Source organism: Arthrobacter sp. RAF14, from assembly GCF_052114185.1.
Taxonomy (GTDB): domain Bacteria; phylum Actinomycetota; class Actinomycetes; order Actinomycetales; family Micrococcaceae; genus Arthrobacter_E.
Genome location: NZ_JBFREG010000001.1, coordinates 726967 through 738765, shown reverse-complemented (window position 1 = coordinate 738765; position 11799 = coordinate 726967). Strand labels below are relative to the sequence as shown.

The 11799-nt window shown below is 69.1% G+C and carries 10 protein-coding genes; all 10 read right to left on the bottom strand.

Going from position 1 to position 11799, the window contains the following annotated elements:
* Positions 1–70 precede the first annotated feature (70 nt).
* The 10 genes from AB4Y75_RS03490 to AB4Y75_RS03445 all read right to left on the bottom strand — a co-directional run bounded on the left by AB4Y75_RS03490 (position 71) and on the right by AB4Y75_RS03445 (position 11787).
* Positions 71–1288: a winged helix-turn-helix domain-containing protein gene (locus AB4Y75_RS03490; RefSeq protein WP_441434492.1), complete on the bottom strand. Its 1218-nt coding sequence runs from the start codon at positions 1286–1288 to the stop codon at positions 71–73.
* Positions 1289–1334: 46 nt separating this feature from the next.
* Positions 1335–2015, bottom strand: coding sequence for a ribosome hibernation-promoting factor, HPF/YfiA family (gene hpf / locus AB4Y75_RS03485; protein WP_441434491.1), 681 nt, complete (start codon positions 2013–2015; stop codon positions 1335–1337).
* 141 nt (positions 2016–2156) lie between these two features.
* A complete protein-coding gene (locus AB4Y75_RS03480; RefSeq protein WP_441434490.1) occupies positions 2157–3080 on the bottom strand; it encodes a ComF family protein in 924 nt (307 codons plus the stop codon).
* A gap of 212 nt (positions 3081–3292) precedes the next feature.
* The gene (locus tag AB4Y75_RS03475; RefSeq protein ID WP_441434489.1) at positions 3293–5101 is read right to left on the bottom strand and encodes an LpqB family beta-propeller domain-containing protein; all 1809 of its coding nucleotides are present in this window, start codon (positions 5099–5101) and stop codon (positions 3293–3295) included.
* A complete protein-coding gene (mtrB, locus tag AB4Y75_RS03470; protein WP_441434488.1) occupies positions 5098–6984 on the bottom strand; it encodes an MtrAB system histidine kinase MtrB in 1887 nt (628 codons plus the stop codon). Before mtrB ends, AB4Y75_RS03475 begins: the two co-directional genes overlap by 4 nt.
* A 55-nt stretch (positions 6985–7039) precedes the next feature.
* Positions 7040–7714, bottom strand: coding sequence for an MtrAB system response regulator MtrA (mtrA, locus tag AB4Y75_RS03465; protein WP_441434487.1), 675 nt, complete (start codon positions 7712–7714; stop codon positions 7040–7042).
* Between the two features lie 66 nt (positions 7715–7780).
* Complete coding sequence (locus AB4Y75_RS03460; RefSeq protein ID WP_441434486.1) at positions 7781–8848, bottom strand: hypothetical protein; 1068 nt, start codon at positions 8846–8848, stop codon at positions 7781–7783.
* Entirely contained in the window at positions 8845–9240 is a 396-nt protein-coding gene (locus AB4Y75_RS03455) for a chorismate mutase (protein WP_441434485.1), read from the bottom strand. Before AB4Y75_RS03455 ends, AB4Y75_RS03460 begins: the two co-directional genes overlap by 4 nt.
* Positions 9241–9323: 83 nt before the next feature.
* Entirely contained in the window at positions 9324–10448 is a 1125-nt protein-coding gene (mnmA, locus tag AB4Y75_RS03450) for a tRNA 2-thiouridine(34) synthase MnmA (protein ID WP_441434484.1), read from the bottom strand.
* A 115-nt stretch (positions 10449–10563) separates the two neighbouring features.
* Positions 10564–11787, bottom strand: a complete 1224-nt coding sequence (locus tag AB4Y75_RS03445) for a cysteine desulfurase family protein (protein ID WP_441434483.1) — start codon at positions 11785–11787, stop codon at positions 10564–10566.
* Positions 11788–11799 lie beyond the last annotated feature (12 nt).

Here is an 11799-nt window from a genome sequence, read left to right as displayed (position 1 = left end):
CGGCGTGTTCAGTCTACGTGAGACACGTGTGGGAACTGCTCAGAGTTCCCACCAACGGGGTCAAATGCGCCTACAGCGAACGCCTCAGCTGCGCGGCGAACCCGCCCGTCCCCTCGACTTCCACCGTCGCCAGGCCCAGCCAGGAGGCCATGCTCTCCAGCTCCCTTGCGAGCTGGACGGGCGTGTCCGAGGGGGCCTCCGGTTCGTCATAGGCTCCGCGCACCACCAGGCGTGATGCGGCCCGGTCTGCTTTCAGGTCCACGCGTGCGGCCATCGTGTCACGAAGCAGGAAGGGCAGGACGTAGTAGCCGAAACGGCGCTTGTGAGCCGGGGTGTAGATCTCGATCCGGTAGTGGAAGCCGAAAAGCCGTTCGAGCCTGGTGCGTTCGAAAACCATCGGGTCGAATGGACTCAGCAGGGCCTGGCCGGAGGCGGCCCGCGGGAGCTTCACACCCAGGTGCCGGTACAGCCCGCTCCCCCAGCCGTCGACGTCGACCGGGCAGACGACGTCGCGCGCGGCCAACCGCTCCAGCGCTTCGCCCACGGGACGGACCGGCAGCCGGAAATAGTCCGCGAGGCACTTCACCGTGCCGACCCCGTGGGCCTTGGCGGAGGCCTCGACCAGGAGGTCGAGGGCCGCCTCCCGGGCCAGCGGATCGTGAGGGTCAGCCCCAGGCTGCGACTCCACCAGCGGATACGCCCGGGTGGTCAGGGTGTACCGTCGCTCGAACTGCTCCGTCCGGCCCGCCGAGGTGACTTCGCCCCGCGCGAACAGGTATTCGAGGACCACCTTCACCGCGTTCCAGTTCCAGCCCCAGTGGTCGTTCTTCTTCTCCTCGACGTGGCCGAGGCGTTCGGTGATCTGCGAAGCCGTCAGTGGCCGTGAGGTCGCGAGAAGGCCGAGAATGCTCTCCCGCAGTTGCTCGCGCTGGGCGGCGTCGAGGTGCTCGGCGCTGACCCAGCGGCGGCGCTGCCAGTGCCGCAGTGCTTCGAAATGCGCGGGCTGGATGAAGCTGGCCTCGTGGGCCCAGAACTCCATCATGCTGCGTGGGGCCTTCTGCGACATGCGATCCAGCAGGGCCTTGTCATAGGGTCCCAGACGCGAGAAGAAGGGCAGGTAGTGACTGCGGGACAGGACGTTGACCGAGTCGATCTGCACCAATTGCATCTGGGCGAAGGAACGGCCCACCGACCTCGCCGTGGCGGGGCCGGTGGGCCGTTCCTTCGAGAGCCCCTGTGCGGCCAATGCGATTCTTCTCGCCTGGGCGAGAGTCAGCGTTTCCGGCACGGTGCTCCTTGTCTGTTCTGCGCGCGGCCTCTCCCGCGCGCCTGCGTCAGGCGACGACCACCGCGTCCTCGTCATCGGAGCGGTAGGCGTGGATCTTCTCCAGCCCTTCGGCCTCCGTGCATTCGGGGTCCAGCGTGATGACGCCGTAGGTCCATCCGGTGCGACGGTACACCACGGAATGCTGTTCGGTCTCCTTGTCCACGAACAGGTAGAAAGCGTGGCCCACGAGTTCCATGTTGTCCACGGCCTCGTCGACCGTCATGGTGGTGGCGGGGAAGACCTTCCGGCGGATCAGCACCGGCGAGTCGCCTGCCGGGATGTCATTGGGGATCTCATAGGGAGCGGGTGGCTCGGGAGACTCCTGGGCCGGCGGTTCAAGGCTTGCGGTCGCCTCGTGCACCGCTTGCGGGGTGTGCCTGCCATGATGCACCTTGCGCCTGTCCTTGGCCCTGCGCAACCGTTCGAGGAGCTTGCCGTAGGCCAGGTCGAACGCCGCGAACTTATCACCCGAAACAGCCTCTGCCCGGATCACCGGGCCACGTCCCAGAACAGTGACCTCGACGGTGAGATCGTTATCCGCCGAACGGGAGTGGGCTTTCTTGGAGACCTTCGTGTCGATCCGCTGGACCTTGTCGCCCAGCGTTTCCAGCTTGGAGAGTTTCTCGCTGGCGTACTCGCGGAAACGGTCCGATACAGTCACGTTGCGGCCGCTGATCATGAACTCCATGGTGTCCTCCACAGTGTTTCGGTGGCACGACGACGGCTGGTTCCTGGGGCCGGTCTGTTTGACAGTCGAGCCCCTTTCCGAGCCGCTATCGACAGGTACCTTCTTGGCTTGGTACCCAGTACTGACGTTAGTGGATAGCGCTCAGTAATTCATCCCTTGTTCACTTATTTCTTCCTGGGAACTCTCCCGGTCCGCCGGCGGCCTGGTGGCGGCGAGGACCACCGCTCCGAGGACTCTGGCCCCGGCTTCCTCCAGGACGCGTCCGGCCTCCGCCAGCGTGGCCCCGGTGGTCAGCACATCGTCCACGAGGACGCACTCGGCGCCCTCGAGGGCACCTCCACCGCGCCGTGTCCGGAAGCTCAGGGAGAGCCTCATGCTGCCGGACAGACGTGCCTTTCTCGCCGACGCGCCGAGGCCTTTCTGGCCGTTCCCTTTCCGGCCGCCGCCTCGCCCCGGCAGGAGCTTCCCCAGCGCACGGCGCGCTCGGCGCACGGCAGGCACCGCCGCGCCGTCGTCGGGCGAGCCGGGTTCCGCGGTCAGCGAGCGCCAGAGGCGTTCCGGCAGGCTCCGGACGGCGAGCGTCGGCATCACGGTGCAGCGCGGGGGCAGGCCCGCGGCGGCGCAGCACCGCAGGACCAGCGCCAGCGGGTCGAAGCCACGTTTGCGGAATGACGCTCCGCTGGTGGGAACGGGCACGAGCCACAGTCTCCGCGGGACGGCGCTCCCACCGCCGGTTCCTTCGGCGGGAGCGGGAAACGCCCAGATCACGCGGTTCAGCATCGCGCCGAGTTCCCGGGACAGCACACCGTGTCCGCGGTGCTTCTGGGCCAGGATGACCTGAGCGGCCTCGCCCCCGTAATCCGACGCGGCGAGAACCGCCCAGTCCGGAACACCGCCCAGAGCCGGTGCCCGATGCCCGGCAGGGAAGGGTTTCAGCCCCTTCCGGTGCAATTCCCCGGTGCAGGCGGCGCAGAGAACCACCTCGGGCCGGCCACAGGCCGCGCATTCGGCGCCGGTGACCAGACTCGCCATGGCGGACAGCCCGGCCAGCGCCTCGTCCGCCACCCGCCCTGGACCTCGCGGCCGAGCGGCACGACGGCCTGGCCTGGGTCGATCCGGACCGGATCGACCCAGGCCAGAAGGGTGCGGTGTGCGGCTCGGCTCAGAGGCCGCGGAGGTTCCCATGCACCGATGCTCCCTCGGCGACCCCTGCGCCGGAAGAGCCGAAAACAGCCATGTGGACAAGAGCAGTCCACCCCCGGGTGATCAGAACCGGCTCAGCCCGCGAACTTCGGGTCCTTCACGCCCGCGCCCTGCTGGACCCAGGTGTTGCCCACTCTCTGGGCCAGCCCGGTGGCCGTCTGCACATAGATGTCCTGGATGCCATTGCCGACGCTGATCCCACGCAGGCCCACCACATCCGACAGTTCCTGAACCTGGAAGCTCCTCAACGACAGCAGCAGGGGCGACTCGGCGCCGGTCCCCGAGGTGTTCGCCACGAGGACCTGGGTGTCGCTCACCCAGGCGCCCTGCGTCACGTTCTTCCCGTCGGAGAGCTGGAGCGGCGTGGTCAGACCGCGCGGCGTGCCGTCCGCCCCGCGGATGACCCCGGCGATCAGCACCTTGGTGCCTTCGCCGGTGCCCGTCAGGATGAGGATTCGGGTACCGTCCCGGGACAGCTGGGCGTCCTTGACGGTCTGCCCGCGCAGCCAGTCAGGCGCGAGCGACACCGAGGCGGGCGGAGCAGCACCGAAAGCGTTGTCCGAGCTGAACGCCGTGAGCCTGCCTCCCTGCGGGCTGCCCATGCCGCTCCAGACCCAGCCCTGAGGATCAAAGCTCGGGCGGAGCAGCTCGGGCCCGTCCAGCACTTCCTTGACCGTCTTGCCGGCGCTGGCCATGTAGAGGGCGGAACGCTGCTGATTGAGGAAGGCGAAGCTGTCCAGGGAGTAGGAGACCGCCGGATTGCGCGGGTTGTACGACGCGGTATCCAGCCCCTTGACCCGTTCGGCCTTGTTGTTCTCGTAGATCCCGAGCTGTCCCTGAAGCACGGACACCTGCCCGGACGGAACCGTGGCGTTCAGGATCGGAGGGACCACGGAATCGGAGCCGTCCATGGTCAGTGTCGTGGATCCGGCCAGGAGCTGCACGCTCACCACCGAGGCGGGAGCGCGCAGCGCGATCGTGAGCTGGTTCAGCATCCGGTGACGGTCGGTCACCGAGCTCTGCAGCAGTTCCGCGGTGAGGTCCACTTGCGCGGTGCCCGAGACGATCGGCACCGAGTCCTTGGCGAGCCTGGTTCCATCCGGGAAAGCGCTGACCACGGCGCCCTTGAGGTGAGGCGCCGGGCCCGCGAGGACCGCCTTGACGATCGACGTGGCCGTGCTGGAACCGGTGAGGAACCACCGGACGTCGGGAACGGCGTACCGGAAGCTCGGATCGTAGAAGTAGAGCGTGTACGGGTTGTACCGGCGCTGGAAGACGTCCTGGGGGATGACCGTCCCGCCTTCCAGCTGGGCGATACGCCATTCGCCGTTGACCTGGGTCAGGGTCAGCGGGACCTTCCGGTGGGTCCCCTTCGGGAACGTGGTCACGATGCCCTGACCGTCGACCTCGTAGGCCAGATCGAGGTCGTAGACGTATTCGTGGGTCTTGGCGCCGGGCACCACCTTCGCGGTGCGGTACACCAGGGTGCCGACCTCCGGCTTCCAGGTGGTCGAGGCACTCTGCGACAGGTAGTGGCGGGCCACCTGGTAATCGTCGGCGTCACTGCTGCCCGCGTTGTAGAAGCCCTCGATGATCGAGTCCTGCGATCCGCCGGGCGTCGGCTCCTGCGGATAGAAATTCTGGGCATCCTTGGGCTGCTGCACCGTGTCACCCTGGCTCTTGCCCACCGGGCCGGACCGCGGGATCGAGGCGCAGCCTCCCGCCGTCACCAGCACGACGACGGCGAGCACCAGCGCGAGCGCCGAGCGCACCGACGGCGCGCACCGCCGTCGTCCGTCGCGGCGGGCGTGCCGGACCGCACCCGGCGCCGTGCGCACCGCTGCCGGGACCCTGTGGTCCGCGCCGGACCGCATCCGTTTCATCGGGAGTCCTCCCGTCCCAGGTCCTCGGAGCGCTGTTCCGCGATGCCGGGCCCGGCAGGAAGAGCGGGCGGCAGGAATCGCGGCAGGCTCACGGGAGCCTCCGCCGGCTGATAGTTGTCCACGGGAAGCGGGGACTCGACGATCGTGCCCCCGACCTTGAGCGGCAGCGTGAGCCGGAAGGTGCTGCCGTCCCCCTTGCGTCCGCGAGCCTCGAGCCAGCCGTGGTGCAATTTCGTGTCGGCGAGGGCGATCGACAGCCCGAGACCGCTTCCGCCGGTGGACCGGGCACGCGCCGGATCGGCACGCCAGAAGCGGTCGAACACCCGTGCGGCCTGGGTCGGATCCAGCCCCAGGCCGTAATCCCGCACGGTCACCGCGGCCGCTTCGTCATTAGCCGCCACCGTCACGTCGACCCTCCGGCCCTCGCCGTGTTCCAGGGCGTTCAGCAGCAGGTTCCGGAGGATCCGCTCGATCCTCTTGGCATCCATGTCCACGACGACACCCCCGGGCGGCGCGTTGAGGCGCACGTCCGAACCGTACTCGTGCGCCACCGGCTCCGCGCCTTCGATCACGCGGCCCATGAGCGCGGCGAGATCCAGCGGTTCGGCGTCGAGCTGCGCGGCGCCCGCGTCGTAGCGGGAGATCTCCAGCAGATCCGCGAGCAGGGACTGAAAACGTTCCACCTGGGTGTGGAGCAGCTCCGCGGACCGCTTGTTGATCTGGTCGAAGTCGTCCCGGGATTCGTAGAGCACGTCCGCTGCCATGCGGACCGTGGTGAGCGGTGTCCGCAGCTCATGGGACACGTCCGAGACGAAGCGCTGCTGCATCTGCGACAGGGTGTTGAGCTGCGTGATCTGCTCCTGCAGGCTCGCCGCCATGTGGTTGAACGAAGCACCCAGCCGGGCGACCTCGTCCTCGCCTTTGACCAGCATCCGCTCCTGGAGCTGCCCGGCCGCGAGATTCTCGGAGACGTGCGCGGCATGACTGATGGGCCGGACCACGGCACTCGTCACGTACCAGGCGAGCACACCGATCAGCACCACCAGGACGCCGGCGCCGATGAGCAGCACGTTCTGGATGTCGTTCAGCGTGGTCTCGGCCGAGGAGATGTCATAGATCAGGTACAGCTCATAGACGCTGCCGTTGAAGGACACCTTGTTGCCGATGGCGATGGCGGGAGCCGTCCCTCCGGGGACGGGCAGCGAGGTGGAGGCCCAGTACTGCTCGTGGCCGGCCTTCTGCACGGCCTCCCGCAGATCGTCCGGGAGGACACTCAAGCCGATGTCGGTGGAACTCCGCGAGTCGACCCAGCGGGTACGGGGCTGGGTCTGATCCGGGACGGCCAGGAAGATGAACCGCCGGTTCAGCTGGTTTCCCCTGCTGTCCAGCGCGGCCAGGGTGTCCCCCACGAGCTTCTGCACGGAGGCCAGGTCCGTGACCTGGGCGCCGTCGAAGGTGTTCTGCACGGTGGCGACGCTGCTCCGGGTGTCGCTTTCGGCCTGGTGGAGACGCTCCTGAAAGAGGTTGCTGGCGATCTGGCTGCTGAGATACGCGCCCACGGCGACCAAGGCGACGGAGGCGAGAAGCACCGTGACGAGCACGGTCCGGAACTGGAGCGAACGGCGCCAGCGGTGGATGAGGGATCCGCCCAGCCAGGTCACCCCGCGCCAGAGCATCCGGGCGGCACGACGGAGCACGGCCAGTGCCCGCAGCCCGAAGAGGCGGACCAGCCGTCCGCCTCGTCCGCCGTACCGTTTCAGAACCCCGCTGGTGTCCTGGGCCCGGGTCACGACGGCGTCCTGCCTGGAGTCCGGCTCGGCGTCCTGCCTGGGGTCCGGCTCGGCGTCCGTCCCACTGTGCGGTGGGAAGGTCTCAGGGGTCATGCGGACCAGAGCCTTGCCCGGCCCGGCGGCGGGAGTTCCGGCAGGGCTTCCGGGATCAGGAACCGGCTTTGTATCCGACACCGCGCACCGTCAGGACGATCTCCGGGGACTCCGGATCCTTCTCGATCTTGGACCGCAGCCGCTGGACGTGAACGTTGACCAGCCGGGTGTCCGCGGCATGCCGGTAACCCCAGACCTGCTCCAGGAGCAGCTCACGGGTGAAGACCTGCCAGGGCTTACGGGCCAGGGCCACGAGGAGATCGAACTCCAGCGGGGTCAGGGAGATCGGGGCACCGGCGCGGGTCACGGTGTGACCGGCCACGTCGATGGACACGTCACCGATCTTGAGGGTTTCGGGGGCCTTCTGATCGCCCGGGCGCAGGCGGGCGCGGACACGGGCCACGAGCTCGGCCGGCTTGAACGGCTTGGGGACGTAATCGTCCGCGCCGGACTCCAGACCGCGGACCACGTCCGTGGTGTCCGACTTGGCGGTCAGCATCACGATCGGGACGTCCGACTCCGCACGGATGGCCCGGCAGACCTCGATGCCGTCCGAACCGGGCAGCATCACATCCAGCAGGACCAGATCCGGCTTGGCGTTGCGGAACGCGCTGAGCGCCTGGGCGCCGTCGGCGCAGAAACTCGGGTCGAAGCCGTCGTTGCGCAGCACGATGCCGATCATCTCGGCCAGTGCCTCGTCGTCGTCAACTACCAGAATGCGTCCCTTCATGGGACCCATCTTCCCTTAACGGCGGCGGCTTTGTCGTATCCGTGTCCTCAGCGGTGATTCGCCCGGTCAGGACGCGATGGACTGCTCGAGCGAGTCCGCGAGGGCGGTGACGCGCTGCACGGTGCGGAGCGCCTCCTGAGGGGTGGAACCACGTCGGCCCCGTTCGGAGACGAAGGGGGATTCCGGCAGGAGCCGCAGGCGCGGCACGAGCGTGGAGGGAAGACCCAGATCCCGGAAGGTGCCGAGCAGCGAGTCCGCGAGCGCCGTCGTCGTCCGCGCCTCCTGACCGGGTGCGACCGTGAGTGGCACGCATTCGGCCCAGACCGACAGGCCGCCCTCGATCAGACCGGCGAGCCGCTCCCATTGGCGGGTGGTGAGGATGGCGGTCCGGAGTCCGACGCCGTCGGCGCCGGCCTGCACGATCCGGTCCAGCGGAGCCTCGACACCGGGGACGGAGATCGCGACCTCGGCGGCGCCCGCCGAACGCAGGGCCTCCACCAGCAGACGCCAGGACGCGGTGACCTCCTCGCCGGGAATCGACCGCAGCGTGCGGTATCCGCTGGCGGTGGGGATGGTCCCGGTCAGCGCCTCCGTCACCAAAGGCTCCTCGACCACGACGGCGACCTCGGCACCGGGCACGGCACGCCGCGCGGCGGCCACATGATCCAGGACCCCCTCCGCGAGCGCCTGCGCCACGTCCCGTCGCGCCCCGTGGTCGGAGATCACGCGTTCGCCATGATGCAGATACAGCGAGCCCGCCAGCGTGATGGGTCCGCGCAGCTGAAGCTTCAGCGGACCGGGCGGAGCCTCTTCCACGCCCGCCACATCGGCCAGAACCTGAAGATCGGTGGCGAGCGCCGCGACCGCCCGGCGATGATCGGCGGACCCGGCCTCGCCGAGCCGCCAGCCGTGGGGCTGCACGTCCACGGCCAGCCCGGCGAGGAGTGCCGCGCTGCGTCCGGTGGCGTCGGAACCGACACCCCGAGATGGCAGCTCGGCCAGGGGCGCGGCATGCGGGGCTCCGAGTTCCCCGCGCAGGGCACGGTCGGCCTCGAGCGGATCGGTCCCGGGCCACGGTCCATGGGCCGAGCCGATCAGACGGGTGCCTGTGAGACCGCGCTGGCCGTCGCTCACGCCTGCGAGCCGGCCTGACCGGCCTGACGTTCGTGGTCCGCGGAGATGGCCTCGTGGTGCCGGATGACCTCGCTGATGATGAAGTTCAGGAACTTCTCGGCGAAAGCGGGGTCCAGGTGGGCCTCCATGGCGAGGGCACGCAGCCGGGCGATCTGCGCCGCCTCGCGGCCGGGATCCCCCGCGGGAAGCTTATGACGGGCTTTCAGCACGCCCACGCGCTGGGTGGCCTTGAAACGCTCGGCCAGCAGGAACACCAGGGTGGCGTCGATGTTGTCGATGCTGGACCGGATGCTGAGCAGCTCGTCCATGACGGTCTGGTCCACTTCCCCGGCGAGCGAACTCGCCTCGGGGTCAAAGTCGAAGGCCTGGGAGATGTGGTGCTCGGCGGTCATGGGATCCAGTTTACTGACGCGGAGTCGCAACCAGGGCCGCCGTCCGCTGAGTGGGACGGGTGAGGTGGGGTGGCGGTTCCGCCTCAGAGCTCGGCGCGCTGGAGGGAACGTGCCTTGTCGATCGTGGCCTGGCCGAGCACACGGGAACCCTGGTAGAGCACCACGGTCTGGCCCGGGGCGACGCCGCGGAGAGCTTCGTCGAGCGTCACGACGAGCTGCGGGGCGCCGTCGCGCTCCTCGACCCGGGCGCGGGCCGGCACGGGGTCACCGTGAGCGCGGACCTGGGCGTGGCACGCGAATTCCTCACCCGTGGCGACCTCGGCGATGGGCAGGCCCGCCCAGGAGATCTTGATGCCCCGGATCTCGTCGATGGCCAGGAGCGCCTGAGGGCCGACCACCACGGTGTTCTCCTTGGGACGGATCTCCAGCACGAAGCGGGGCTTGCCGTCGGCGGACGGGCGGCCCAGCTTGAGGCCGCGGCGCTGGCCGACCGTGAAGGCGTTCGCTCCCCCGTGCTCGCCGACCTTGGCGCCGGTCTCGTCCAGGATGTCCCCGGGCTCCATCTCGATCTTCTCGGAGAGCCAGCCGGCGGTGTCGCCGTCGGGGATGAAGCAGATGTCGTGACTGTCCGGCTTGTTGGCCACAGACAGGCCGCGCCGCTCGGCCTCCGCGCGGACCTCCGCCTTGGACGGGGTCTCGGCCAGCGGGAACATGGCGTGCTTGAGCTGTTCATGGGTCAGGACTCCCAGGACATAGGACTGGTCCTTGGCCCAGTCGGCGGCGCGGTGGAGTTCACGGTTGCCGTTCCCGTCCTCGATCACCTTGGCGTAGTGCCCGGTGCAGACGGCGTCGAAGCCGAGGGCGACGGCCTTCTCCAGAAGTGCGGCGAACTTGATCCGCTCATTGCAGCGCATGCAGGGATTCGGGGTGCGGCCCGCGGCGTACTCGTCGATGAAGTCCTGGACCACGTCCTCTTTGAAGCGCTCCGAGAAGTCCCAGACGTAGTACGGGATGCCGAGAACGTCGCAGGCGCGGTAGGCGTCACGGGAGTCCTCGATGGTGCAGCAGCCGCGGCTTCCGGTCCGCAGGGTGCCGGGCATGCGCGACAGCGCCAGGTGGACGCCGACGACGTCGTGGCCGGCCTCGACCGCCCGTGCCGCGGCGACGGCGGAGTCGACTCCGCCACTCATGGCTGCTAGAACTCGCATACTGGCTTTCTCATCGGGGAAAAGTGTGGAAGGACGCGCACCGCAAGCGGTCTGCGCGCCCTTCCATCTTAACGCCCGCAGCGGGACTGTATTCCCCGCAGGGTGCCTGGAAGACTCAGGCGTCCCCGCCGCGGGCCACCGTCGCGGCCGTCTGGATGCTGGATTCGTGGCCGGCCATGCCCGCCTTCCGCGCCTGGGCGAACGCGCCGGGCAGAGCCTTGAGCAGGGCGTCGACGTCGGCGTCCGTCGTCGTGTGCCCCAGGCTGAAGCGCTGAGCGCCGCGCGCCGTCTCCTCGTCGAGTCCCATCGCCAGCAGCACATGGGATGGTCGCGGAACGCCCGCCGTGCACGCCGATCCGGTGGAACTCTCCACCCCGGACATGTCCAGCAGGAAAAGGAGGGAGTCCCCTTCGCAGCCGGGGAACGTGAAATGGGCGTTGCCCGGGAGGCGCCCCGGCCCGGGGGCACCGCGCAGCACGGCCTCCGGAACCGCCGCGTGAACGCCCTCGATGAGCCGGTCCCGCAGTGCCGAAAGCCGCGCCCCCTCGTCCTGAAGCGTTTCCGCGCACGCCGTCGCCGCTGCGGCGAATCCCGCGATCGAGGCGGTGTCCAGCGTGCCCGAGCGGACATCGCGTTCCTGACCCCCACCGTGCTGCACCGGGACCAGCTTCACATCGCGCCGCAGGAAGAGGGCGCCCACACCCACCGGGCCCCCGATCTTGTGGCCGCTGACGCTCATGGCCGCGAGCCCGGAGTCCCGGAAACCGAGCGGAAGAGCTCCGAAAGCCTGCACGGCGTCGGAATGCACCGGCACGCCCACAGCCTCCGCGAGTTCCACCACCCGGCGGATCGGCTGGACGGTGCCCACCTCATTGTTGGCCCACATCACGGTGACCAGCGCGATGGACTCCGGATCCCGCCGCAGCTCCGCGTCCAGGGCGGCCAGGTCCAGCAGGCCCTCGCCGTCCACTGGAATCCAGGTGACCTCGGCGCCTTCGTGACGTTCGAGCCACTCGACCGTGTCCATGACGGCGTGGTGCTCGATGGTGGAGCAGAGGACCCGCACCCGACGGGGGCCCTCCGCCCGGCGCTGCCAGAAGAGGCCTTTGACGGCCAGATTGTCCGATTCGGTGCCGCCCGAGGTGAAGATGACCTCCGAGGAGTGCGCCCCACCGGCCACGGCGATGGCCTCACGGGCCTCCTCGACGGCGCGCCGCGCCTGCCGCCCCGCGCCGTGCAGCGAGGACGGGTTGCCGGTGCGTGCCAGTTCCCGCGTCATCGCGGCGAGCGCGGCGGGGTGCAGGGAGGTGGTGGCGGCATGGTCGAGATAGACAGGCACCCCACCAGTTTA